This window comes from Enterobacter hormaechei ATCC 49162 (assembly GCF_001875655.1).
Lineage (GTDB): Bacteria > Pseudomonadota > Gammaproteobacteria > Enterobacterales > Enterobacteriaceae > Enterobacter > Enterobacter hormaechei.
Genome location: NZ_MKEQ01000001.1, coordinates 3,806,884 through 3,831,920, shown reverse-complemented (window position 1 = coordinate 3,831,920; position 25,037 = coordinate 3,806,884). Strand labels below are relative to the sequence as shown.

30 protein-coding genes and 1 pseudogene are annotated in these 25,037 nt (G+C 54.5%); 19 read left to right on the top strand and 12 right to left on the bottom strand.

The window, feature by feature from the left end:
- The 18 genes and pseudogenes from BH712_RS25215 to cmoB all read left to right on the top strand — a co-directional run.
- Nucleotides 1-194 (top strand): annotated as a pseudogene (locus BH712_RS25215) (hypothetical protein); the annotation flags it as partial.
- A 308-nt stretch (nt 195-502) separates the two neighbouring features.
- On the top strand, nt 503-778 hold the full coding sequence (locus BH712_RS25210) for a S24 family peptidase (protein ID WP_338322496.1): 276 nt from the start codon (nt 503-505) through the stop codon (nt 776-778).
- 176 nt (nt 779-954) lie between these two features.
- Nucleotides 955-1,188: a helix-turn-helix domain-containing protein gene (locus BH712_RS18905; protein ID WP_071850062.1), complete on the top strand. Its 234-nt coding sequence runs from the start codon at nt 955-957 to the stop codon at nt 1,186-1,188.
- Nucleotides 1,189-1,571: 383 nt separating this feature from the next.
- Entirely contained in the window at nt 1,572-1,739 is a 168-nt protein-coding gene (locus BH712_RS25205) for a hypothetical protein (protein ID WP_242431996.1), read from the top strand.
- A gap of 428 nt (nt 1,740-2,167) precedes the next feature.
- Entirely contained in the window at nt 2,168-2,575 is a 408-nt protein-coding gene (locus tag BH712_RS18890; RefSeq protein ID WP_006811080.1) for a hypothetical protein, read from the top strand.
- Complete coding sequence (locus BH712_RS25390) at nt 2,529-2,765, top strand: ParE family toxin-like protein (RefSeq protein ID WP_420890500.1); 237 nt, start codon at nt 2,529-2,531, stop codon at nt 2,763-2,765. The genes BH712_RS18890 and BH712_RS25390 overlap by 47 nt, the downstream gene beginning before the upstream one ends.
- Nucleotides 2,762-3,268, top strand: coding sequence for a hypothetical protein (locus tag BH712_RS18885; RefSeq protein WP_006811082.1), 507 nt, complete (start codon nt 2,762-2,764; stop codon nt 3,266-3,268). Before BH712_RS25390 ends, BH712_RS18885 begins: the two co-directional genes overlap by 4 nt.
- Nucleotides 3,269-3,280: 12 nt before the next feature.
- The gene (locus BH712_RS18880) at nt 3,281-4,141 is read left to right on the top strand and encodes an ORF6N domain-containing protein (protein ID WP_023337029.1); all 861 of its coding nucleotides are present in this window, start codon (nt 3,281-3,283) and stop codon (nt 4,139-4,141) included.
- The gene (locus BH712_RS25385) at nt 4,141-4,392 is read left to right on the top strand and encodes a Lar family restriction alleviation protein (protein WP_006811084.1); all 252 of its coding nucleotides are present in this window, start codon (nt 4,141-4,143) and stop codon (nt 4,390-4,392) included. Before BH712_RS18880 ends, BH712_RS25385 begins: the two co-directional genes overlap by 1 nt.
- Nucleotide 4,393: 1 nt before the next feature.
- Nucleotides 4,394-4,813 carry a hypothetical protein gene (locus tag BH712_RS18870; RefSeq protein ID WP_006811085.1) on the top strand — a complete coding sequence of 140 codons (420 nt, stop codon included), beginning with the start codon at nt 4,394-4,396 and terminating at the stop codon, nt 4,811-4,813.
- A gap of 11 nt (nt 4,814-4,824) precedes the next feature.
- Nucleotides 4,825-5,166: a hypothetical protein gene (locus BH712_RS18865; RefSeq protein ID WP_226869021.1), complete on the top strand. Its 342-nt coding sequence runs from the start codon at nt 4,825-4,827 to the stop codon at nt 5,164-5,166.
- The gene (locus tag BH712_RS18860; RefSeq protein ID WP_006811087.1) at nt 5,159-5,491 is read left to right on the top strand and encodes a hypothetical protein; all 333 of its coding nucleotides are present in this window, start codon (nt 5,159-5,161) and stop codon (nt 5,489-5,491) included. The genes BH712_RS18865 and BH712_RS18860 overlap by 8 nt, the downstream gene beginning before the upstream one ends.
- A 62-nt stretch (nt 5,492-5,553) precedes the next feature.
- Entirely contained in the window at nt 5,554-5,790 is a 237-nt protein-coding gene (locus tag BH712_RS18855) for an excisionase family protein (protein ID WP_006811088.1), read from the top strand.
- Nucleotides 5,791-5,845: 55 nt separating this feature from the next.
- Entirely contained in the window at nt 5,846-7,159 is a 1,314-nt protein-coding gene (locus BH712_RS18850; protein ID WP_006811089.1) for a tyrosine-type recombinase/integrase, read from the top strand.
- Nucleotides 7,138-7,911, top strand: a complete 774-nt coding sequence (locus BH712_RS18845; RefSeq protein ID WP_050806420.1) for a DUF72 domain-containing protein — start codon at nt 7,138-7,140, stop codon at nt 7,909-7,911. Before BH712_RS18850 ends, BH712_RS18845 begins: the two co-directional genes overlap by 22 nt.
- 51 nt (nt 7,912-7,962) lie before the next feature.
- On the top strand, nt 7,963-8,358 hold the full coding sequence (locus tag BH712_RS18840; protein ID WP_003859737.1) for an MAPEG family protein: 396 nt from the start codon (nt 7,963-7,965) through the stop codon (nt 8,356-8,358).
- Nucleotides 8,359-8,398: 40 nt separating this feature from the next.
- A complete protein-coding gene (gene cmoA / locus BH712_RS18835; RefSeq protein ID WP_006811091.1) occupies nt 8,399-9,142 on the top strand; it encodes a carboxy-S-adenosyl-L-methionine synthase CmoA in 744 nt (247 codons plus the stop codon).
- Nucleotides 9,139-10,110: a tRNA 5-methoxyuridine(34)/uridine 5-oxyacetic acid(34) synthase CmoB gene (cmoB, locus tag BH712_RS18830; RefSeq protein WP_006811092.1), complete on the top strand. Its 972-nt coding sequence runs from the start codon at nt 9,139-9,141 to the stop codon at nt 10,108-10,110. Before cmoA ends, cmoB begins: the two co-directional genes overlap by 4 nt.
- Before the next feature lie 191 nt (nt 10,111-10,301).
- Here the strand turns inward: cmoB and cutC are convergent, their stop codons facing one another.
- Both cutC and BH712_RS18820 read right to left on the bottom strand, forming a co-directional pair.
- Nucleotides 10,302-11,045: a copper homeostasis protein CutC gene (gene cutC / locus BH712_RS18825; RefSeq protein ID WP_032673910.1), complete on the bottom strand. Its 744-nt coding sequence runs from the start codon at nt 11,043-11,045 to the stop codon at nt 10,302-10,304.
- A 78-nt stretch (nt 11,046-11,123) separates the two neighbouring features.
- Nucleotides 11,124-11,684, bottom strand: a complete 561-nt coding sequence (locus tag BH712_RS18820) for a VOC family protein (protein ID WP_006811094.1) — start codon at nt 11,682-11,684, stop codon at nt 11,124-11,126.
- Between the two features lie 239 nt (nt 11,685-11,923).
- Here BH712_RS18820 and argS point away from each other — a divergent pair, with 239 nt between their 5' ends.
- Nucleotides 11,924-13,657, top strand: a complete 1,734-nt coding sequence (argS, locus tag BH712_RS18815) for an arginine--tRNA ligase (protein WP_006811095.1) — start codon at nt 11,924-11,926, stop codon at nt 13,655-13,657.
- A gap of 31 nt (nt 13,658-13,688) precedes the next feature.
- Here the strand turns inward: argS and bglB are convergent, their stop codons facing one another.
- The 10 genes from bglB to tap all read right to left on the bottom strand — a co-directional run bounded on the left by bglB (nt 13,689) and on the right by tap (nt 25,035).
- Entirely contained in the window at nt 13,689-14,828 is a 1,140-nt protein-coding gene (gene bglB / locus BH712_RS18810; RefSeq protein WP_032674122.1) for a beta-galactosidase BglB, read from the bottom strand.
- Between the two features lie 4 nt (nt 14,829-14,832).
- Nucleotides 14,833-16,416, bottom strand: coding sequence for an MFS transporter (locus BH712_RS18805; protein ID WP_006811097.1), 1,584 nt, complete (start codon nt 16,414-16,416; stop codon nt 14,833-14,835).
- 261 nt (nt 16,417-16,677) lie between these two features.
- A complete protein-coding gene (gene flhE / locus BH712_RS18800; RefSeq protein WP_006811098.1) occupies nt 16,678-17,070 on the bottom strand; it encodes a flagellar protein FlhE in 393 nt (130 codons plus the stop codon).
- The gene (gene flhA, locus BH712_RS18795) at nt 17,070-19,148 is read right to left on the bottom strand and encodes a flagellar biosynthesis protein FlhA (protein WP_006811099.1); all 2,079 of its coding nucleotides are present in this window, start codon (nt 19,146-19,148) and stop codon (nt 17,070-17,072) included. Before flhA ends, flhE begins: the two co-directional genes overlap by 1 nt.
- Nucleotides 19,141-20,289 (bottom strand): flagellar biosynthesis protein FlhB, encoded by a 1,149-nt coding sequence (gene flhB, locus BH712_RS18790; protein ID WP_006811100.1) that lies wholly within the window; start codon nt 20,287-20,289, stop codon nt 19,141-19,143. Before flhB ends, flhA begins: the two co-directional genes overlap by 8 nt.
- A 150-nt stretch (nt 20,290-20,439) precedes the next feature.
- A complete protein-coding gene (gene cheZ, locus BH712_RS18785; RefSeq protein WP_000983500.1) occupies nt 20,440-21,084 on the bottom strand; it encodes a protein phosphatase CheZ in 645 nt (214 codons plus the stop codon).
- A gap of 10 nt (nt 21,085-21,094) precedes the next feature.
- Nucleotides 21,095-21,484 (bottom strand): chemotaxis response regulator CheY, encoded by a 390-nt coding sequence (cheY, locus tag BH712_RS18780; protein ID WP_000763862.1) that lies wholly within the window; start codon nt 21,482-21,484, stop codon nt 21,095-21,097.
- 17 nt (nt 21,485-21,501) lie between these two features.
- Nucleotides 21,502-22,551, bottom strand: a complete 1,050-nt coding sequence (locus BH712_RS18775; protein WP_006811101.1) for a protein-glutamate methylesterase/protein-glutamine glutaminase — start codon at nt 22,549-22,551, stop codon at nt 21,502-21,504.
- Nucleotides 22,548-23,414, bottom strand: a complete 867-nt coding sequence (gene cheR / locus BH712_RS18770; RefSeq protein ID WP_032673913.1) for a protein-glutamate O-methyltransferase CheR — start codon at nt 23,412-23,414, stop codon at nt 22,548-22,550. The genes BH712_RS18775 and cheR overlap by 4 nt, the downstream gene beginning before the upstream one ends.
- A 19-nt stretch (nt 23,415-23,433) precedes the next feature.
- Entirely contained in the window at nt 23,434-25,035 is a 1,602-nt protein-coding gene (tap, locus tag BH712_RS18765) for a methyl-accepting chemotaxis protein IV (RefSeq protein ID WP_032673915.1), read from the bottom strand.
- Nucleotides 25,036-25,037 lie beyond the last annotated feature (2 nt).

Genomic DNA, 25,037 nt, shown 5'->3' with positions numbered 1-25,037 from the left:
AAGATAAATTTATCAAATTGGGTATTTATCATATTGCTAAAAAGTGGGAGTATTTGGTCATGGACATAAAAAACATTCGACGTCAGAACCTAAACAGGTTGATTGGTGAGTACATCGTGGAAGGTTATACCAAGGCACAAATTGCTGAAAAAATTGGTATACCCTTCTCAACTGAGTCAGTTATCTGGCTCTAACGCCTCTCGTAACATTGGTGACATAATAGCTAGGAGAATTGAGTCAAGTATGGGCCTGCCCCATGGCTGGATGGATTCAAAGAGAGCAGATGTTGATGCATCTGGTACCAAGCCTAACTTTTTCATAAATCCACTGACAAAAAATCAGCAACAATACCGAATTGAGGTGCTGGACACTGAGTTCAGTTGCGGAAGTGGCAGGATGAACATGGACTATCCTGAAATAGTTAAATCGATTGAACTTGATCCAGAGGAGGCTAAAAGGATGTTTGGTGGGCGTAGCCCTACCTCCCTGAAAATCTGCACGGTTGTCGGCGATAGCATGCTCGGGACTATTTTTCCCTGGGGATCTTGTCGTTATAGACGTTACGGTAAACCGGTTGATAGGTGATGGGATTTATGCGTTCGTTTATGGTGACAACTTTCATATCAAACGCTTACAGCTGCTTAAGGACAAGCTGGTAGTCATCAGCGATAATTCAACTTACGAAAAATGGTTTGTATCTGAAACTGATCAAAGCGAGTTTCACATTCAGGGCTTAGTTGTCGGTAGATGGCAAATGTCATACAACCGTTTGGGGTGAGACTCATACATATAAAAACCAGCTTCGGCTGGTTTTTTTATGCCCTGCACAAAATAATTTACTATATATATCAATATCATAACCATTAATTTATCATAATTTATCAAAAAGATATTTACCCAAAATTTATCTTTGAGATAAAGTTTCATTCATCGGCAAACAACGGAGCCAATGAAATGAATACTCAAATCACCGTAGCCAAAACCATCGGCAAAAGAATATTAAATCAAAGATCTTCGCTTCGACTCTCTCAGGATTTTTTGGCTGATCATCTTGGTTTAACAACCGAAACCATTAACAACTGGGAAACGGAAAAAACTGTTCCGTTTGCTGACCAGTTAATCCAATTGGCTAACATTCTTCATTCTGATGTTCTGTGGCTCATTTCAGGAAACGAGCAGTGCCGGTGAATTTACAGAACCAACAAGTATTATAACGTCCAATCAACTTAACTCATGGTCTGCTGATATTGGCCAATTGCAGAATGGCTTTATCTAACGCTATGGATTGCATGCCTCCGGAATTGTCGGCTATCGGTACACTAACTATCGTTTATGAAAAATTAGACGACTTGCAAGAAACCATCTGCAAGCAAGCCGACAAAATTTAAAATTAATTAACATTATTTATTAACACCTTTCTTGGTGGGGACAAACTCACCCTTAGGAAATGAAAATGCAAAATTCCGTCGCAGTTAATCAGCCAGTTAAAACGCCTCAAATGCTGTTCGGATTCTGACAACATCAATGACTTTGGCAACCGCGTACAAAGCTGCCGGATGGAAGGTGATTCAATGCAGCCGACCATCGAACCATGTGAGGTTGTGGCTTTCGTTGATTGCGGTGGACGTGCGCTTACCTCTGGCATTTATGTTTACACAATGGATGCTTTTGGTCGCCCATGTCTTTTCATTAAGAGAATTGAGCCATTAGCTGATGGCTCCATTAAAAATCATTTCTGATAACCATCATATACGAAACTTTCACCCTTAATACCGATGAACAGAAAGAAATCAAAATTCACGGTCGGGTGGTGGCTTCTTTGGCTGTGAGGCGCTTCGTATGACTTTCATCATTGATAAATCGGCATATAGAACAGCATGCCTTTATGCGGCCTGCGGTTACGAGGTAATCGCTTCGTCTTTATCTTAAAAAGCATATGGTCGGTAATTATGAGCTTATTAAAAAGGCAAGACATTCAGGTTGTGAACATCAAAGCCGAGCAACTGGCTGGTTTATCGCAAACATTATTTGAATATCACGACAAACTGGGACCATTTCCAACTTAAAACTATTTGCTCTCTTGTTTATGACATTGCTGGCGAAATTCATGATTGGACCGAAAAAGAAGAGGAAATTGTTATGAGCTTAGAGGAGGAGGCTCGCCGCAATGGATAAATTAATCGAGACATATCGCCGCCGAATTTTAAAAGCAGCGTTATTACGCCACCAGCGTAAAACAGGCAGTAACTGCCTTGTTATTAAGCTCAATAAAGGCGGCATTAACACGGTCGAGTTAACAGAGATTCTTCTCGATGGATTATTGAGAAAATTCGAAAGGCTTGCGATCAGTGAGTACGGGAATGTCGAAGGCGTAAAAGCTATCAAGGGAATTTACAGCAGCGCTGTTGATGTTAATGGCAGCGGTGAATTCCTTACGGATAGCGGGAAGGAGTTAATCGACGAGCTCATTTCTGAGCTGGTCGAGTTCGTCAAAAAACAAAAAGTGGAGGCTCCGAAAACGGAGGGTCATGAAATGGAGGGATCTGATGGCTCTTACAGCGATACGAATTCCTGAGTGGGTTCACCTCAAAGCAGCACACGTTTTAAGCCAGTTCAGAGCGAGGAGGATTCACCCCTGCCGCATGATCGGCACCGGGAATCTGAGCCTGAAGGTAAATCACCGCTGGCGGCTACTATCCCGCGATGGCGGCAAGAACTGGGAAGTAATGAGCCATGAAACCTATAACCGGGAGAAAGACAGATGACTGACTTTGAAAAAGATAACGTGAAGCAGCTTGTTGCTCGCCTGAAGGAAATCCAGAAGCAATCCGACGTAACGATTCCTGGTTGGATGCTTGACGAAAACCGCTATGGCAAGGGCTCCCTTACTTTAGAAGAGCAGCATGAGTGGGCTCAAACCGTCGTCCAGTCCATGCGCGGTACGGTCGCCCTTCTTTATCTCATCAGCTGCGAAAACCGCTGGGGACTCCGTGACGGGCAATACCAGTTTAAAACCGAGGAGTTTACCTTCGGCTTAACCCGGGAACTTATTGAAAATCTGCTGATTAAGCATGTGGAGTGCGCACTGATCGAGCACAAGCCTGAGGAACGCTATCTGGCGGTTTACCAGTTCTACTACGCCAACGATCAGCGCCTGAAAGAAGTCGGTCATTCGTGGTTCGCAGAGTTTCTCGACGAGATTTTTGTAGATCTCGCTGCCCAGCTGCGCACCGGTAAAACAATGCCAGCCAATCACGTTTTGCATTAAGGAGCAATGAAGATGGCAATGAAAGCAGAATTAGCACCAGTAGCGGCCCGTGACCTGCAGATCATCGAGTATCGCGGTCAGCGAGTTGTGACCACTGAACAGCTGGCGGCAGGATATGGCGCAACCGAGCAGATGATCACCAACAACTTCAACCGCAACAAATCCCGGTTCGTTGAAGGTAAACATTACTTCAAGCTTTCTGGCGGAGATGTTGAAATTTTGCGCAACTCTTTCAGCGGACTGCAAATCTCAAGCAAAGCTCGCACCCTGACTCTTTGGACTGAACGCGGTGCAGCTAACCACGCCAAAATTCTCGAGACAGATCAGTCCTGGGAATTCTACGACGATATGGCTGAGTTTTATTTCACCCGCCGCGCCTCTATTGCAACGCCGGCAACACCGCTGACACTTAGCCGAAAAGAACTTGCCTTGATGGTAATTGAAGCCGAAGAACGCGCCGAAGCCGCTGCACTCGAAACCAGGACCCTCAGCGCCACTGTTGAAAGCCTGGAGAAGCACTTCACCAAAGGCATGACGATCCCAGCATTCAGCAAGGCGCTGAACGGCGTCAACATCAACAAAATGATGTGGTGGGCGTCCGAGCGTGGCTGGGTGTTTAACGAGCAACGCGACCCAGAGAAAGATCCGCGCTGGCGCGTCGCCTCATATGCCCGCGACAAATATCTGACGGAAGACCAGACGCAGATCACCCCGCACGGCAAGGATGCTTTCACGAAGTTTACGCCAGTACTGCTGGAGAAAGGCTGTCACCGTCTGTATCAGCTGTACATGAAAGGTGAGCTGCCAATGAAAAAGACTTGGAATGGCGAGTACAGCCACGACAAAGCGATTTATTCACCGGAGGCCAAATAATGGAACTGCTTCCTTGCCCACTTTGTGGCAACGATGAAATAGATTTCGATTCTGTGCTTTATGAAGGCGAGCCAATGTTTGTAGTCCGTTGCGATTGCTGCAGTGTGAGTCTAGCTCCGCAAGCTCGTGATATGGCTGCGGCCATCTGGAACCAGCGAGCACCACGGCCGAAAGAAGCGACAGATTCATACCAAATTCTTGAGCACCCATCAGTGGGGCGATTTCAGATCATTAAGCCGGAGGGCTTCTGAAGTGAATAATGATATCTGGAATCCGGCTGGCTCTATTGAGCTGGCCCACCGGCAGGCTCTGACATGTGTATGTGATGCCTACTTGTTTCATTTGGTCAGCCTGCACCGTCGCCCTGTATATCGCCACCAGTACGGTGATATTTCGCTTAATCAGACAGCATTACAGGGATTCATCGACTCGTACCTCGCTGATAAGGGATGGAGTATGGAGCGTCGCCGTGCACATTACATCCGGATGCTGGACCTGATCAAATATATGCATCGCAGCAATGCGGACTTCGTCGATTGGGGAACTGTGCCAGCTCTAAACCCAAGGGGCATCCGCTGGATGAATGCCTGTTTCTCAAGGCTGGGAGAGATGGTTAATAGTTTTGGCGGGTGGAATAACGTCGTGGCGAACGCAGACAGCGAGGTGAAATGATGGACCGTGCAATGATCAAGACCGACTCCCTGAACACAATTGGGGAATGCCTCGAGCAGCTGGCGCTGGCCGAAGAAGGCCTTATCGTAATCGACGGCCAACTGTTAAAGCATGATGCCGATCAGGCTTGGCGCAAGCGGGCAGAGAATGCCCGCCGGACCATTGGGCAAAAGAAGCGAATCATCACCGCTCGTTTATCTGTGCTTCGCCATCAGGAGAAAGAGCATAACCGGCAGATGCATCACACGCGTGACAGCTATCTGATTGCAGAGCTGCGGGAGATTGTCACGCCCTCTTCTTTCCTGCGCTGCGTACACCGCGCAGAAACAAAGCTGGAGGCCGCCAGTGAGTGAATCCAACTTGTTTGAATTGGTGGCGCTGATCAAGGCAGCAAAGAGCGATCCGTCAGCGATAGTCGATGCATTATGGGAGGCCGGTTATCGCCAGCCCGAAAGGAGCGAGAAGGAGGCGGCCAAAATAACTATCGACACCTTCTTCTACTGCATGGCGTTCGATATGCCGACAGATTTCTGGCCCCGCGATTATGACAGCGTTCTCCAGAATGAGCTGATGAAAGCAGTTATTGGTGAGGATGGAGAGCTGGCCTACGCCACCGCCAGCGAAATAGCCAAAAGCGTTATCAACGCCGGATTTAGCAAGGAGGCCGCCAATGGGTGAAATGGTCGATTTGAATAATGCGTGGTGCCGCTGCCGTGGTCTGAGTGTGATGTGAGGTGATTATGAGCGACGTTGTTCTTCTGGTACCGAATGACTGGGTTAGTGAAAAGGTTCTGATTGCGGTTACCGGGCTCAAGCCCGGAACCATCCTCCGGGCCAGAAAAGAATGCTGGCTGGTTGGGCGGGAATATGTGCATGTTTCACCTGACGGAAATCCGAAACCTTCCAGCGAGTGCATGTATAACCGTAAAGCGGTCGATGCGTGGGTGGCCTCAATGAAAAACAAACAGCCTGGGTGATCTGAGGCCATGAAAAAGGTAATCTCATATCGCTCTTGGGCGTCTGGAGGAATCAATGGATAAAGTTACATATCCAACAGGCGTCGAAAACCACGGTGGCACATTGCGCATCTGGTTTAATTTCAAAGGTAAGCGTGTCAGGGAGAACCTCGGTGTCCCTGACACCGCTAAGAACAGGAAGATCGCCGGGGAACTGCGGACATCGGTATGTTTTGCCATCAGAACAGGCACATTTGAGTACGCGTCACAGTTTCCGGACTCCCCTAACCTCAAGACTTTTGGGGTGGGTAAGAAAGAAATTACAGTGTCAGAGCTTGCCGAAAAGTGGCTGGATCTGAAGAGAATGGAAATCTGCGCGAACGCACTCAACCGTTATGAGTCAGTCGCAAGGAATATGGTGCCAAGGATCGGGGGTAATCGGCTGGTGTCGGCGGTAACGAAAGAGGAATTACTGTATATCAGGAAAGATTTACTGACTGGTCACCAGATGCCAATGAAGGGGAAGGTCCCGGCAAAGGGACGAAGTGTTGTCACCGTAAATTATTACATGACAACTATTGCCGGAATGTTTCAGTTTGCCACAGATCACGGTTACTTAGAGGCGAACCCATTCGACGGGATCAAGCCTCTTAAAAAAGCCAGGGCAGAGCCAGATCCGCTAACTCGTGACGAATTTATTCGCCTGATTGATGCATGCCGGCATCAGCAGACGAAAAACCTGTGGTCACTAGCAGTATACACAGGGGTCCGTCATGGGGAGCTGACCTCCCTGGCCTGGGAGGATATCGATCTTGAAGCTGGAACAATAACAATCAGGCGCAATTATACAAAACTGGGTGAATTCACTCTACCGAAAACTGAGGCCAGTACCAACAGAGTGATACACCTCATTCAGCCTGCGATCAGCGTCCTGAGGAATCAGGCGGAAATGACCAGGCTTGGAAAAAAGCATCAGATCGATGTTCAGCTGCGCGAGTACGGCAGAACTGAGAGCCACGAGTGTACATTTGTTTTCAACCCTCAGCTGGTCAGAAGATGTCAGCAGGTGGGGATTATCTACAAAGTTGACTCGATAGGTGATTTATGGGACGCGGCTATGAAGCGAGCAGGGATAAAGCACAGGAAAGCATATCAGTCGCGTCACACGTATGCATGCTGGTCCCTGTCAGCTGGCGCTAACCCCAGCTTCATTGCCAGTCAGATGGGCCATGCGAGCGCCCAGATGGTCTTTAACGTATACGGTGCGTGGATGGCAGACAGCAGTAGTGAGCAGATCGCAATGCTGAATCAGAGGCTCGCGGATTTTGCCCCACAGATGCCCCAAAGCATACATAGCAGCGCCAGAGTATTATTGAAATCAGTAAGTTAGTTAATAACGCCCGACATGTTAACTGCGTGGAGGGCAACACCACGCTGTACGCCCTGCCCCGCCCAGAGATCGTCGAACGCTGGCGCGAGCAGACCACCGACGACTTCCGCTTTTGTTTTAAATTCCCGGCGACCATCTCCCACAACGCCGCGCTGCGCAACTGTGATGATTTAACCCATGAGTTTTTCAGCCGGATGTCGCCTCTGGCCAACCGTATTGGCCAGTACTGGCTCCAGCTTCCCGCGACGTTTGGTCCCCGCGACCTGCCAGCCCTCTGGCAATTTCTGGATGCCCTGCCCCGTGGCTTCACCTACGGCGTGGAAGTGAGGCATCCGGAATTCTTTGCCAAAGGCGACGCGGAGAAAGCGCTGAATCGCGGCCTGCATGAGCGTTCGGTCAACCGTGTGATCCTCGACAGCCGCCCCGTGCACAGCGCAATCCCGCACAGCGAAGCCGTCGTTGATGCCCAGCGCAAAAAACCAAAAGTGCCCGTTCACGCGATCGTAACGGCACAAAACCCAATGGTCCGGTTTATCGGCAGCGATAATATGCTGCAAAATGAAGAGATGTTCGCCGTCTGGCTGCAAACGTTAGCGAAATGGGAGCACACCACCACACCGTACCTCTTTTTACATACGCCGGATATCGCCCAGGCACCTGAACTGGTCGATGCTCTCTGGCAGGCCTTGCAGCAGGCGGTTCCGTCGGTTGGCCCCGCGCCGTCCATCCCACAACAATCTTCTCTTTTCTGAAATCACCCCTTATCATAGAGACGTGCCATCTGCCAAAAACAGGGAGTTAGTATGGTCAGCGCGCTGTATGCGGTGTTAGGTGCATTACTGCTGATTAAATTTTCGTTTGATGTTGTGCGCCTGAGAATGCAGTACCGCGTTTCCTACGGTGACGGGGGCTTTTCTGAACTGCAAAGCGCAATCCGGATCCACGGCAACGCAGTCGAGTACATTCCCGTCGCGTTAATTTTACTGCTGTTAATGGAGATGGATGGCGCAGAAACCTGGATGGTGCACGTCTGTGGGCTGCTGCTGATAGCAGGTCGTTTGATGCATTATTACGGTTTTCACCACCGCCTGATCCGCTGGCGTCGTTCCGGCATGAGCGCGACCTGGTGCTCGCTTTTGCTGATGGTGCTGGCTAACCTTTGGTATATGCCGTGGGAGTTGGTTTTCTCCTTCCATTAGCGCACAATATGCCCCTTTATTTTTCCCGGATTTTTACGTTATGTCAGATCGCGACACGCTTTTTTCCGCGCCTATCGCCAGCCTGGGCGACTGGACCTTTGATGAACGGGTAGCCGAAGTCTTCCCGGATATGATCCAGCGCTCTGTTCCCGGTTATTCCAATATTATTTCCATGATCGGCATGCTGGCGGAGCGTTTTGTTCAACCCGGTACGCAGGTCTATGACCTGGGCTGTTCGCTGGGTGCGGCAACGCTGTCCATTCGTCGTAACGTTCATCACGAAGGCTGCAAGATCGTCGCTGTCGATAACTCTCCGGCCATGGTTGAACGCTGCCGTCGCCACATTGACGCCTATAAAGCCCCTACGCCTGTTGAGGTGGTGGAAGGCGATATCCGCGATATCGACATCCAGAACGCCTCGATGGTGGTCCTGAATTTTACCCTTCAGTTCCTTGTGCCGGACGACCGTCAGCGGTTGCTGGATAAAATTTATCAGGGCCTGAACCCGGGCGGCGCGCTGGTGTTGTCTGAGAAATTCAGCTTTGAAGACGCCAGCGTGGGCGAACTGCTGTTCAACATGCACCATGATTTCAAACGTGCAAACGGCTACAGCGAGCTGGAGATCAGCCAGAAGCGCAGCATGCTGGAGAACGTGATGCTGACGGACTCCGTGGAAACCCATAAAGCGCGCCTGCGCAACGCCGGATTTGAACACAGCGAACTGTGGTTCCAGTGCTTTAACTTTGGCTCTCTGGTGGCGCTGAAAGGCGGAGACGCAGCATGATCGAGTTCGGGAATTTCTATCAGCTGATTGCCAAAAACCACCTCTCCCACTGGCTGGAAACCCTGCCGGCGCAAATTGCCACCTGGCAGCGCGATCAGCAACATGGGCTGTTGAAGCAGTGGTCCAACGCCGTGGAGTTTCTGCCGGAACTGACGCCTCATCGTCTGGATTTACTGCACAGCGTGACGGCGGAAAGTGAAGAGCCGCTCCCGGCCGGGCAGATCAACCGTATCGAAACGCTGATGCGTAACCTGATGCCGTGGCGCAAAGGGCCGTTCTCGCTGTATGGCGTGAACATCAATACCGAGTGGCGTTCCGACTGGAAGTGGGATCGCGTTCTGCCTCATCTGTCCGATCTGACCGGGCGCACCATTCTGGACGTGGGTTGCGGTAGCGGCTATCACATGTGGCGCATGATCGGCGCAGGCGCGCATCTGGTGGTGGGTATCGATCCGATGCAGCTGTTCCTGTGCCAGTTTGAAGCGGTGCGTAAACTGCTGGGCAACGATCAGCGCGCGCACCTGCTGCCGCTGGGCATCGAGCAACTCCCTGCCCTGAAAGCGTTTGATACCGTGTTCTCAATGGGCGTGTTGTACCACCGTCGTTCCCCGCTGGAGCATCTCTGGCAGCTGAAAGATCAGCTGGTCAGCGGCGGCGAACTGGTGCTGGAAACGCTGGTTATCGAAGGCGATGAACATGCCGTTCTGGTGCCGGGGGATCGCTATGCGCAGATGCGCAACGTTTACTTTATCCCGTCCGCGCTGGCGCTGAAGAACTGGCTGGAGAAATGTGGGTTTGTCGATGTACGCATCGCCGATGTCTGCGTGACGTCTATTGAAGAGCAGCGCCGCACCGACTGGATGATCACCGAATCGCTGGAGCAGTTCCTCGACCCGGACGATCACAGCAAAACCATCGAAGGCTATCCTGCACCGATGCGTGTGGTGCTGATTGCGACGAAGCCGTAGTATTACCCCTCACCCCGGCCCTCTCCCCAAGGGGCGAGGGTGAAAAGACAGCACCGAGCAGTCCCCTCTCCCCTTTGGGGAGAGGGTTAGGGTGAGGGGAATAAAAAAAGGCCCCTGTTGAAATTGCAGGGGCCTGGTACAAGCAAGCATCATATTGGGCGACATGATGCGCGGTAAAAATCGGTACGTTGCTACACGTGATGACGTTCAATCAGCGATTTCATTACCGCAACCGACTCTCCATCCACACCGTAGCGTGAGTATTCATCCGCTTCAGCATCCGTCGACATTGACAACCCTGTATTGCGATAACGCATGGGCGAAGGTATCCATTTACCCGCCGAGCTGTGCAGCTCTTCCACCCCTGCGTTTAAAAACAGTTCCAGATTGCTGGCGCGTACTCCTGCGCCCGCCATGATTATTGGAACACCGGAATGTGCTTTTAGTTCCGTAATTAATTTCAGTCCTTTTTCAGCCGAGGACTGCTGGCCCGACGTCAGAACGCGCGCCACGCCCAGTTCTGCCAGCGTATCAAAGGCTTGTATCGGATCTTGACACATATCGAACGCACGATGAAAAGTGACCGCCATCCCCTGGGCGGCGCGCATAATCTGACGCATACGCGGAATATCGATGTTGCCGTCTTCGTCCAGCACACCGATCACCAGCCCCGGGAAACCGGAATCACGGACGAGGGCGATATCCTCAAGCATGGCACTGAACTCAGCCGCCGTATAACAAAAATCACCGCCGCGCGGGCGAATAATCGGGTGCACCGGGATGGTCACGGCCTGGCGGGCTGATTTCAGCACCCCAAAGGACGGAGTTAATCCCCCTTCTTTCGGTGCCGCGCAAAGCTCAATACGATCGGCCCCCTGCCGTTGCGCAGTGACGGCACACTCCACGCTGTAACAACAAATTTCCAGCAGCGCCATGTCATCCTCCTTAAATTTCACTCAACGTACCATCGTGGCATGTTGCCCGACTCATGTCTGGATCGACGCTCACAATGCTTACGCTTCGCTGGCGACGATCTGCTCGATAGTCCAGGGATGGAATTTCACCGTCACGTTACCGTCCGTTACGGCAAGCGTAGGGTTTGGCAAACGCTCGCGCGCCCCTTTTGGTGAGCTGGTTTTCACGAAAATCCCCGGCTGGCTTAAGCCCTCGTCGGAAAGCAGCGCCAGCGCACGGGCGTTCAGCGTCTCTGGCTCCCCCGGCAGAACAATTTCGATATGCTCCCAGCCTTCGTGCGGATAACGCTTTTCACCCGGCCAGGGCAGTTCCACCACGGTGAATTGCCAGTGGGCCACCGTTACCGGCTCGTGAAGTTTGAACAGACAAATTGGGCGACCGTTAATGATATTTTCCGACAGCAGTTCTCCGCACTGCTCAAACCCACGCCGCCAGCGTTCGGCGGTGGCATTCTGATGGCAACGCAAAGAGATGTGATCGGCGTCAAGGGGCGCGATTTCCAGCCCGAGACGGGTGGCAAGTTCTGTGAACGCCTGGGTGAAGCGCGGTAAATCTGCGGAAATATCATGCAGTTCGTCAATGGAGTGCCAGTTCGCCATAGGTCAGTCTCGTTTCGTATCGCAAAGCCGCTAATTTACTCTGTTGCTTTCTTTCGACCAACCGCAGAATCACTGTTTTTTCGACTGCATGATTATGCATACCGTCTTCGCCTGGATTCTGAGCGATCTTCGCCCCCCGCAGGGCTGACGCCCGAAGGCATTTGCAGTATACTCCCGCCCTAAATTCTTAAACTGGCGTGGGTGTTTTTTTACCCGCATCAAAAACGTAAGGTATCCAGGTGAATATTCAGGCTCTTCTCTCAGAAAAAGTCAGTCAGGCACTGATTGCCGCAGGTGCGCCTGCGGATTGCGAACCACAGGTTCGTCAGTCAGCGAAAGTACAGTTTGGCGACTATCAGGCTAATGGCGTGATGGCAGTGGCTAAAAAACTGGGCATGCCGCCGCGACAGCTCGCTGAGCAGGTACTGACGCATCTGGATCTCACCGGCATCGCCAGCAAAACTGAAATCGCCGGTCCGGGCTTTATCAACATTTTCCTTGAGCCTGCGTTCCTGGCAAGCCACGTTGACGCGGCACTGAAATCTGACCGTCTGGGCGTGGCTCAGCCAGCAGCGCAGACCGTGGTGGTTGACTACTCCGCGCCAAACGTGGCGAAAGAGATGCACGTCGGTCACCTGCGCTCCACCATCATCGGTGACGCAGCGGTGCGTACCCTGGAGTTCCTTGGTCACAAGGTGATCCGCGCGAACCACGTAGGCGACTGGGGCACGCAGTTCGGCATGCTGATCGCGTATCTGGAAAAGCAGCAGCAGGAAAACGCAGGCGAAATGGCGCTGGCGGACCTGGAAGGTTTCTACCGTGAAGCCAAAAAGCACTATGACGAAGATGAAGCCTTCGCCGAGCGCGCGCGCAGCTATGTGGTGAAACTTCAGGGCGGCGACCCATACTTCCTTGAGATGTGGCGCAAGCTGGTTGACATCACCATGTCCCAGAACCAGCTTACCTATAACCGTCTGAACGTGACCCTGACGCGCGACGACGTGATGGGTGAAAGCCTGTATAACCCGATGCTGCCAGGCATTGTGGCGGATCTGAAAGCTAAAAATCTGGCGGTAGAGAGCGAAGGCGCAACGGTGGTGTTCCTTGATGAGTATAAGAACAAGGAAGGCGAACCGATGGGCGTGATCATCCAGAAAAAGGATGGCGGCTATCTCTACACCACCACCGACATCGCCTGTGCGAAATACCGTTACGAAACCCTGCATGCGGACCGCGTGCTGTACTACATCGACTCCCGTCAGCACCAGCACCTGATGCAGGCGTGGACTATCGTGCGTAAAGCGGGTTACGTGCCGGATTCCGTGCCGCTGGAACACCACATGTTCGGCATGATGCTGGGTAAAGACGGCAAGCCGTTTAAAACCCGTGCGGGCGGCACCGTGAAGCTTTCCGATCTGCTGGATGAAGCGCTGGAGCGCGCGCGTCGCCTGGTGGCCGAGAAGAACCCGGATATGCCTGCTGACGAGCTGGAAAAACTGGCTAATGCGGTCGGGATCGGTGCGGTGAAATACGCGGATCTCTCCAAAAACCGTACCACCGACTATATCTTCGACTGGGACAACATGCTGGCGTTTGAAGGCAACACGGCGCCATACATGCAGTACGCTTATACCCGTGTACTCTCCGTCTTCCGTAAAGCCAATATCGACGAAAGCGTGCTGGCGAACGCCACGGTGACCCTTACCGAAGACCGTGAAGCGCAGCTGGCCGCGCGCCTGCTTCAGTTCGAAGAGACCCTCTTCGTGGTCGCGCGCGACGGTACGCCACACGTGATGTGTGCTTACCTGTACGATCTGGCCGGTCTGTTCTCTGGCTTCTACGAACACTGCCCTATTCTCTCTGCCGAGAGCGAAGCGGTACGCAACAGCCGCCTGAAGCTGGCACAGCTGACGGCGAAGACCCTGAAACTGGGTCTGGATACCCTGGGTATCGAAACCGTAGAACGTATGTAAAAAAATCCGGCGAAAGCCGGGTTTTTTATTATCAGAAATATTTCCGCAAATACTCCGTCAGACACAGAATCGCCATTGCCTGTCCATACGGCATCGACGTCAGCGGTATCTGACGGTAAAACGCCAGATCGCTGCCCATCCCCGTCCCGAAGGACGTTTGCAGCAACTCCCCTTCCGGCGAGATGTTTTGCACGATACCGCGAATCGCTTTCTCCGCCACCGCTGCATACTCTGCGCCGACATAACGCTTGCGCACGGCTTTCAGAATGCCGTAGGCAAACCCTGCGGTGGCCGATGCCTCCAGATAAGAATCAGGATCGTCCAGCAGCGTATGCCACAATCCACTCTCGTCCTGACATTTTGCCAGCGCGGCGATCTGCGCATTCAGCACCTGCACCAGATAACGACGGACGGCGTTGTTTTCCGGCAGATCCACCAGCTCGAGGAAATCCGGGATCACGATGGTCAGCCAGCTGTTGCCGCGCGCCCAGCGGGCGTTGGCAAAGTTGTGATTGCCTTCGTAATTCCAGCCGTGGAACCACAGCCCCGTCTCCCGATCCATCAGGTTCTGTACGTGGAGCAGGAACTGATAGATCGCCTCCTCTACGTACTCCGGCTTGTTCAGCAGCTTGCCGATTTTCGCCAGCGGCAGCACCGTCATCATCAGCGTGTCATCCCACATCTGCTGATGGTTCTCTTCCGCCAGGGTGATGTGCTGCATGCCGCCATGCTCGGTGCGCGGCATCTCATTCATCGCCCATTCCGCCCAGCTTTCCAGCCACGGCAGCCAGGCCGGGTTTTTGGTCTCTTCATAGCGATACGCCAGCGTCAGGAACGGCGACATGGTATTCACGTTTTTAGTGGTTGCACCTTCTGCGAAACGGTCAGCAAACCAGCTGTCGATAATCTCGCGCATCCCTTCGTCACCGGTCTGGCAGTAATACTGCCAGATACCGTATAAACCGACGCCGTGCGTCCATTCCCATCCGGCCCAGCCTTTGGTGTCGATCACGCGCCCGTCGTCCAGCCGCAGCAAAAACTCACCCGTTTTGTCATGGATATTGACCAGGTTATGCGTCACCTTTTGAATCAGCGATTTCAGCTCATCCCTGGCGATAAAGCGCTCAGGCTGACGCAGTAACGGGCTATGTTTGACAGGCCAAACTTTCATCATCTTAACCTCTGTTGTATGTCGAATTCAGTACCGCACGATCCTTCAGCGAAGGGGCCGCCGGTTTATTGCGATTCAGATAACCAATATTGTTGTTGCCCCACAGGGATTCATACGGCATACCGGCCAGCATCTCCACGGTAGCGCGGGCCTGTGGTGTCGCCGCTTCGGGCATGGCGTGGCCGGACTCGCGCATTTTCGCGGTCTCTTCACGCAGGGTGCTGTGGGTCTGTAAATTGAGTTTGAAGCGCAGGGAGACCAGGAAGCCGCAGAACAACACCAGGATTGTGCCAACGCTCAGGATCATCAGAATGGTGTGGCTCACTTCCGCAGGCTGCACTTTTTGACCGCTGACAAAGCCGGACATCTGCATCACGATCCCCACCAGCATTACCGCGCCAGCCTGAGACGCTTTACGGGTCAGGGTCATGATGCCTGCGAAGATCCCTTCGCGACGCTGACCGGTGATCACTTCGTCCACGTCAGCAATGTAGGTGTAGGTGTTCCACGGAACATAGTTGATCCCCCCGCGACCAAGCCCGGCAACCGCAGAGATCAGCAGCAGCAGAGCGTAAACGTCGCTCAGGCCCGCGTAATAAAGCACCGCGTAAGAGAGCGAAGCCAGGCCAAACAGCACGACCACCATGCGGTAAGACGGCGCAGGTCCGAAGCGAATGCACAGCGGGATCATCCCGATCACGGCCAGGAACTGGAAGATGGCCATCGTGCCCAGCAGGTTGGACGCCATTGACGCTTCCTGCATCAGCACAAACACCACGTAGTAGGTGAATACGGCGTTAAACACGTCCTGGGCAATATAGCCGCCGAGGTACATGCCAAGGTGCTGGCGGAAAATCTTGATACGCAGCGTCGAACTTAACTCGACAAAAAGACGATTCAGGCTCTGGCCCAGGGTCAGCTTTTTCTTCTCTTCTTCGGCCAGCAGGGCCGCTTCAGACCACTCTTCACGCGGACGCTCCCAGGTGAAGAACCAGACGAAAGTGAGCATCAGCGCACAGAGTACGGAGAAGACCAGGCTTGCATAGAAAAAGGAGATCGCGTTGTCTTTGCCGAAGTGCGTAAGCAGGATCCCCGGCAGGAAGGAGGCCAGAATGGCGGACATCTGCGCCATAGAGATACGCGCCCCGGAGAATTTGGTTTTCTGCTTGAAATCGTCCGTCATCTCCGGCACCAGCGTTTCGTACGGCACCAGGATCATGGTGTAGACGATATCAAAGATCAGATAGGTCAGCAGGTAGTACCAGAAACTCATGTCCCCTACCCACATCAGCGAGTAGCTAAACACGCAGGGAATGCCGAGCAGGATGAAGAACTTACGACGGCCAAAACGCTTACCCAGCCAGGTGGTGCCAAAGTTATCGGTTAAAAAGCCCATTAACGGGCTGACAACCGCATCCAGCACCCTTGCGGCGGCGAAGATAAAGGTTGCTTCAATCGGTGTGAGTCCACAGAAAGTGGTATAAAAATATAAAAGCCAGGCGGCCGTCAGGGCGGTAGTCCCCGCGCCGAGGAAGTCGCCTGACCCGTAAGCAAGATAATTTGCGAGTCCAATTTTACGTGTTTTCATTGCCGTCAACCCTAATCAGTTTTGGGAGACTCCCTGTAAGCAAACCTCGTCCGGGAGTTTTTACACGGCTACAGTAAAAGTATCGACCTGTTGATACCTTTCTGTTTCTGCCATCACAAAGTGGTGAATGGCAAAAATGCAAAGAGTGTCAATACGCGTGTCACTGATTTATAAAACAGCGTTTCTTTTGTATCAAAAGGGAGGGTCAATTTTGCGAGCCAGCCTTCATAAATGCCTGAAGACTGGCGAAAAGGCAGGCAGTTAGCGGTAGTTGACGAGCACCTCATTGCGCTGAACCTTCAGCGCCGGGATCAGCCGTCCACCGCCTGGCACTTCCCAGATAAAGCGCAGAGGTTCCTGAGCAGAGACCCCGTTGAAGGCCTGGGTCGTGCCACTTTGTCCCTCGATTTCCGCGCAGCGGGTCAGCGAGCACAGCCGCACCCGCAATCCGGCAGGTGTGGGTCCCGTCAGCGTGTAATGCCAGGCCACCAGCGTCATCAGCCCGGACACCGGCTCAGCGGCGGACAGCGGACGGGAGGAGATCGCCTCCCCCCGATGGTTGAGCGTTAAGCCGATGCTGCTGGCCTGCCATGCCCCCTCGCCTGCGGCCTGTGCCACCAGCGGGAAAAGTAAAATCCACAGCCACTTACGCATTATTTCCCTCCTATGGTCGCCGTCATGCGAATATTGCGGTTATCGGACAGCTCCATATTCGACAGCACCACCAGCTGATTCAGGCTCCGGCGCAGGAAGCGCGACAGCAGCGGACGCAGCGCGTGATTCACCAGCAGCACCGGCGGCGCCCCCAGCATCTCCTGGCGCGCCAGCGCCTCTTGGGTTTGCGCCAGTAATCTGTCCGCCAGACCCGGCTCCAGCCCGCCGCCGCCCTGCAACGCCTGAAGCAGCAGACGTTCCAGCGGCGTGTCGAGGCCAATCACCTGCACTTCGCCGGTTCCCGGGAACCATTGCTGGGTAATGGCGCGTCCGAGCGCCACGCGCACCACCGCCGTCAGTTCGTGCGGATCGCTTTGCAGCGGCGCATGTTCGGCCAGCGTCTCAAGGATGGTACGCATATCGCGAATGGGCACTTTCTCGTCGAGCAGATTTTGCAGCACTTTGTGCAGGGTGGTTAAGGTCAGCACGCCCGGGACCAAATCTTCGGTCAGCTTCGGCATCTCCTGTGTTACGCGGTCGAGCAGCTGTTGCGCCTCCTGACGACCAAACAGTTCGGCGGAGAACTGACCAATCAAATGGTTGAGGTGCGTCGCTACCACGGTACTGGCCTCAACAACCGTGTAACCCTGGATCTGCGCCTGCTCTTTCAGGGCGCTCTCAATCCAGATGGCCGCCAGACCAAAGGCCGGGTCGGTCGTCTGCTCACCCGGCAACGTGCCTGCGGCCGTGCCCGGGTTAATCGCCAGCCAGCGTCCGGGATACGCATCGCCGCTGCCGATCTCCACCCCTTTCATCAGGATGCGGTAGCGCGCAGGCGGGAGATCCATGTTGTCTCGGATATGGACCACCGGCGGCAGGAAGCCCATGTCCTGGGCGAATTTTTTACGAATACTGCGAATACGGCCAAGCAGCTCGCCATCCTGCTGGAAATCCACCATGGGGATCAGGCGATACCCCACTTCCATCCCCAGCGAATCTTCCAGCTGAACGTCGTTCCAGGTCGCTTCTACCGCCTGGGTGTTCTCCGGCATTTTCACCGGGGCTGGCTCTGCCTTAGGCTGGGTTTCACGCCCACGCATCCACCAGGCAAGCCCCAGCAGCGCGGCGGTAAACAGCAGGAACACCAGGTTCGGCATGCCTGGCACCATACCGAGCAGACCCAGCACCGCCGCGGAGAGCAGCATAACGCGCGGGTTGCTGAACAGCTGCCCCACCATCTGCTCACCCACGTCCTGATCGGTGCTGACGCGGGTCACAATCACACCCGCCGCCGTGGAGATCACCAGCGCCGGGATCTGGGCGACCAGACCGTCACCGATGGTCAGCAGCGTATAACTTTCCGCCGCATGCCCCATGTCCATGCCGTGCTGCAATACCCCCACCAGCAGGCCGCCGATGACGTTAATCACCATAATCAGGATGCCCGCGATGGCGTCACCGCGCACAAACTTACTCGCACCGTCCATCGAACCGTAGAAGTCCGCTTCCTGGGTCACTTCCGCACGGCGTTTTTTCGCTTCATCTTCGGCAATAAGCCCGGCGTTCAGATCGGCGTCGATCGCCATCTGCTTGCCCGGCATCCCGTCCAGCACAAAACGCGCACCCACTTCCGCGATACGCCCCGCACCTTTGGTAATAACCATAAAGTTGATGATAACGAGGATGACAAACACCACGATACCGATGGCGAAATTACCGCCCACCAGGAAGTGACCGAAGGCTTCCACCACCTTACCCGCCGCCGCCGCGCCGGTATGCCCTTCCATCAGGATGATTCGCGTGGAGGCGACGTTCAGCGCCAGGCGCAGCAGCGTGGTGAACAGCAGGATCGTTGGAAACGCGGCGAACTCCAGCGTGCGCTGGGTGAACATCGCCACCAGCAGCACCATAATGGACAACGCAATGTTGAAGGTAAAAAGCAGGTCGAGGATAAATGCCGGTAACGGCAGCACCATCATCGACAGAATTAGCAGGATCAGAATCGGTCCGGCAAGGATCTGCCATTGCGTCGATTTCAGGTTGCCGGGCAGGCGCAACATTGCCACCAGATTAGCCATCAGTGTCCTTCTCGTTCAAAAAATCCAGTGCTTCAGGCACCGGAAGGTTCTCAGGTTTTACAGGTCGTTGACCGCCCGCTAAACGCCAGCGTTTCAGTTGCCACACCCAGGCCAGCACCTCTGCGACAGCGGCGTAAAGCTGGCCCGGGATCTGTTGTCCAATTTCCGCGTGGCGATACAGGGCACGGGCCAGCGGCGGCGCTTCAAGGATCGGTACGCGGTTTTCCGTCGCGATTTCACGAATGCGCAGCGCAATCAGCCCTGCCCCTTTCGCCACCACTTTCGGCGCGCTCATTTTATTTTCGTCGTACTGAAGCGCCACGGAGTAGTGGGTCGGGTTGGTGACGATCACATCGGCTTTCGGCACATCCTCCATCATGCGACGACGCGCGGCAGCACGCTGCATCTGGCGGATACGGCCCTTAACGTGCGGGTCGCCTTCCATCTGTTTATATTCATCGCGGATGTCCTGACGCGACATTCGCAGCTTCTTGATATGGGAATAGATCTGGAAGATAACGTCGAACGCCACCATCGGAATAATGCTGAGTACCACCAGCAACGAGCATAACCCGACCAGGTTCAGAGCATTCTTCATCGCCGTCATCGGGGATTCGCTGATCAGGCGCATCATCTCCGGCCAGTGGTGCCACAGAAAAAAACCGGCAGTACTGCCCATAAGAAGCGATTTCAGGATCGCTTTAAGAAGCTCAGCCCCGGTTTGCGCGGAAAACATTTTCGCAATACCGGGGAACGGATTGAGCTTAGAGAATTTCGGTTGCAGCGATTTACCGCTGAACACCAGGCCACCGAGCATGACTGGCGAAACAAGGGCCACGATCACCACGCCAGCAATCAACGGCAGCAGAGCGATCATCGCGCTTTTCACCAGGTTGATGATCTGGATGAGGATCAGATTGGGGTCATTGACCATGCTGTGATCAAAACGTAAGCCAGCAGAGAGCATTCCCGCCAGTCTGCGGGCGAGCATCTCCCCGCCCCACCAGATTATGCAGACGCCCACCACCAGGATCAGCAGGGATGTCAGCTCTCGGGATCGGGGGATCTGCCCATCCTCACGGGCTTTTTCAAGTCGGTGGGGTGTGGGGGCTTCTGTTTTGTCGTCGTTCTCTTCTGCCACTGTGCCTGCTCGCAGCCCATTAATTCACGGGTATCATGCCAGCGCAGAGAAAATCCAATGGCGGGAAAAGCCCGATTATTAGGGCTCTTTTCGCTGTTTTTGTCCTGTGCTGCCTCAGGCCGCGCTAACGACCTGAGGCAGAACGGGCCATCAGAAGCCAAGACTGTCCAGCAGATCGTCCACCTGATCCTGGCTTGCCACCACGCCCGCTTTGCTGGTATCAAGCTGTGGACCATTGAGCAGGCTTTCGTTCTCGCGTTTCGGACGGGCAGCCGGTTCCGGGATGTTCTCCAGCAGCACCATCAGCAGCTGACGTTCAATCTCCTGAATCACGTCCATCATGCGCTTGATGACCTGACCGGTGAGATCCTGGAAATCCTGCGCCATCATAATGTCCAGCAGCTGGGCATTGGTGAAGCTGGTGTGGCCTGGGACATCACCCAGGTACTGACGGGTATCCGTGACCAGTTCGCGGGCATCCGCCAGCTCGATAGGGTTCTCAAACCACTCATCCCAGCGTTTGCTCAGCGCTTTCGCCCCCTTCTCCATCGCATCCTGGTGCGGCTGCGAGGCTTCAACGCTGTTCAGCGCACGCTCGGCCGCCTGCGCGGTCATCTGCACAACGTAGTCCAGACGGTCACGCGCGTCAGGGATGGCTTCCGCCGCTTCGGCGATAGCCTGATCCAGCCCCAGCTCACGCAGGCTGTCGCGCAGCATGCGCGTCAGGCTACCAATGCGGGCAATAATGTCGCTCGGCGAATGTTCTTCAACGGGTTTCATAGCAGGTTGCATCATCACTACCACCTCACATGCCGAGTTTCTCGAAGATCTTCCCGAGCTTCTCTTCCAGAGTCGCCGCGGTGAATGGCTTCACCACGTAGCCGCTTGCGCCCGCCTGTGCAGCGGCAATAATGTTCTCTTTCTTCGCTTCCGCGGTCACCATCAGCACCGGCAGAGAGGCCATGCCTGCATCCGCGCGGATGGTTTTCAGCAGTTCGAGACCGTCCATGTTCGGCATGTTCCAGTCGGAAATCACAAAACCAAACCCGCCAGCCTGGAGTTTGTTCAGCGCATCCACGCCGTCTTCGGCTTCTTCAACATTGTTGAAGCCCAGCTCTTTCAGCAGGTTGCGCACAATGCGACGCATGGTGGAAAAGTCATCCACAACCAAAAACTTAAGCTCTTTATCCGCCATAAAATAATACTCCTGAGTCAAATACGTATTGCCTGTCCGGCACTGATTTTCGCCAGCATCTGCTGGCTTACCTGGCTAAGATCGACCACTTCGCTCACGCCACCCATATTGATGGCTTCGCGCGGCATGCCGAACACCACACAACTTGCTTCATTCTGCGCAATGGTCCAGGCGCCAGCCTGGTGCATCGCAAGCATTCCGGCGGCGCCGTCGTTGCCCATCCCCGTCAGGATCACTCCCACGGCGTTGCGCCCCGCATGTTTCGCCACCGAATGAAACAGCACATCCACCGACGGACGGTGCCGGTTCACCGGCGGCCCGTCATGAATTTTGATTTGATAGTTCGCGCCGCTGCGCGACAGCTCCATATGCTTGTCGCCCGGGGCGATATACGCATGTCCCGGCAGCACGCGCTCGCCGTCTTCCGCCTCTTTCACGCTGATCTGGCACAGCTTGTTCAGACGCTCCGCGAACGAGCGGGTAAAACCTGGCGGCATATGCTGTGTGATCAGGATACCCGGGCTTGAGAGCGGCAATGGCTGGAGTACATGACGAATTGCCTCTGTTCCTCCGGTTGACGCGCCAATCACCAGCAACTTTTCAGAGCTAAGTAACGGCCCCGCCTTCAGCGTTGCCGGGGCCGCCATTGGTTTGTGCGCGGCAAGCTTCGCCCGGGATGCAGTGCGGACCTTCTCGGCGATCATCTCGCTGTAGGCCAGCATCCCCTCGCGAATGCCGAGCTGCGGCTTGGTGACAAAATCCACCGCCCCCAGCTCCAGCGCGCGCAGGGTAATCTCCGAGCCTTTCCCGGTCAGAGATGACACCATCACCACCGGCATCGGGCGCAGGCGCATTAATTTTTCCAGAAAATCGATGCCATCCATGCGCGGCATTTCGACATCCAGCGTCAGCACGTCGGGGTTATATTTTTTGATTAAATCCCGCGCGACCAGCGGATCGGGCGCTGTCGCCACCATCTCCATATCGCTGTGGCTATTGATGATTTCGGTCATGATCTGACGCATCAGCGCCGAATCATCGACAGACAATACCCTGATTTTACTCATGCTTTTTCCTTACTCAGCGCATATACCGTTTGCCCACGCAGGCTAAACTCACGCACGAGGTTGCTAAAGTTTTCCGAGTGCCCGGCAAACAGTAAACCGTCAGGCTTGAGCTGCGGAACAAAGCGACGCAATATGTCCTGTTGCGTCGTTTTATCAAAATAGATCATCACGTTACGGCAAAAAATGGCGTCGAATGGCCCCGGCACGTTGTACTGCTTATCCAGTAAATTGACGGGGGCAAATTCCACGCAGTTCGCCAGCTCCTGGCGTACGCGCACCAGTCCTTCATGCGGTCCGGTGCCGCGCATGAAGTAACGCTGTAGCTGCTGCGGCGACAGCGTTTTCAGCTCATCCTGGCGATAAACGCCGTTACGGGCTTTTTCCAGCACTTCGGTGTCGATGTCGCTGGCGTACACTTTCCAGCGGCCCGGCGCCATGCCCAGGGTGTCCGCCAGGGTGATGGCCAGCGAGTACGGCTCTTCCCCGGTAGAGGCCGCCGCGCTCCAGACGCGATACTCTCCGCTACGGCGACGGGCGTGTTCCGCCAGCACCGGGAAGTGATGCGCCTCGCGGAAAAACGCGGTCAGGTTGGTGGTTAATGAGTTGATAAATGCCTGCCATTCGGCGCTGTTCTGGTTCGCTTCGAGCATGCTCAGATAGCGGCCAAAATCATCCAGCCCCAGCGTGCGCAAGCGCCGCACCAGCCGGTTGTAAACCATGTCTCGCTTATGGTCCGCAAGCACGATCCCCGCACGCTGGTAGATTAACTGACATATCCGACGAAAATGCGCGTCGGACAGCGCGAGGCGCTGTGTCATCTGTAACAATAATGACGTTTGCCCTGAGGGCATGGGTGATGTCATAGCGCCTTCTTTATCACATTCAGGATACAACGGGCACGGCCTGTGACCGTCCGACTTCTGTTACTGCTTCAACGTGCTCTTTCACATTAAAAACGGCGACTAACCCGGTAAGGTGATCCGCCTGGTTTGCCAGCTGGTCGGTAGCCGCCGCCGCCTCTTCTACCAGTGAGGCGTTCTGCTGGGTAACCTGATCCATCTGTGTTACGGCCTGCGCCACCTGATCAATACCACGGCGTTGTTCATCAGACGCCGAGGCAATCTCGCCCATAATGTCGTTCACCCGCGTCACGGAGGTGACAATCTCGTGCATGGTCTGCGCGGCGGTATCCACCAGCGCGGAACCCTGCTGAACGCGGGAGACCGACTCTTCAATCAGCCCTTTGATCTCTTTCGCCGCGTTGGCGCTGCGGCTGGCGAGGTTACGGACTTCACCGGCAACCACCGCGAACCCGCGCCCCTGCTCCCCGGCACGCGCCGCTTCCACCGCAGCGTTCAGCGCCAGAATATTGGTCTGGAACGCGATACCGTCGATGACGCTGATAATGTCGCCAATTTTCTGCGAACTGGCGGCAATCTCCTGCATCGTGCTGGCGACGTGTGAAGCCTGGTCCCCCCCACGTTTCGCCGTCATCGCCGCCTGTTTTGACAAGTCGGACGCCTGACGCGCGTTATCGGCGTTCTGGCTTACGGTCGCAGTCAGCTGCTCCATGCTGGCCGCCGTCTGCGCCAGCGATGCCGCCTGCTGTTCGGTGCGGGAGGACAGATCGTTATTGCCTGCCGCAATCTCTGAGATCCCGGTATGCATGGCGTAACTGCCCTGACGAACGTTGCTGACGGTTTCCCGCAGCGATCCCTGCATCGCCTTCAGGCTGGCGAAAATCGCTGATATTTCATTCCTGCCATACACGGCCACCGGACGCGCCAGGTTGCCCTTCGCAATACTGTCGAAGTGGCTGCTGACAATGGCCAGCGGCTGGACGATCATTTTGCGCGACCACCACAGCGAGCCGCCGGTCAGCAGGGCCGCCAGGATCACCATGGTCAGGAATATCACCCCTGACATGCGGTAGCTGGTGCGGCTGTCCGCACCGGCACGCGCCACAAACTGGTTAATATCCTGCTGCCAGGCGTTAAAGCTGCCGTCGAACGCCGCCTGAGACGCCTGCACCGGCGCGGTCAGGAAATCAGAAAGCTGGTTGTTCTCCAGCCACGTCGCCTGATGATCAAGATCGCTGTACCACGCATCAAAGTTCTTTTTCATGGCGACGTTCAGCGCTTTCTGTTTCTCACTCACCGCCTCCTGCGCCGTAAACGCCTTAAACTGCGCGTCGGCCTGCTTCAGGCTGCTGCGGGCCACGACCATCAGCGCCTTAATATCATCCGGCGGATAGCTCAGCGCGGTTAACGTCCCTGCTTTGTTCAGCGCCGTGCTTGCCTGCAACAGCACGGCACGCGTTTGTGCCAGTGTGGAGCGCTGCTGATTACTCGTCTCAACTTCCTGCAAATTCTGATAGCCATCGCGAAACGCCCAGAAAGACAACCCGTTACTGCCAACCTGCAAAACCCCACACAGGATCAGAATCAAAAACAGTGTGGTCGAGATACGAATACGATTTAACATCC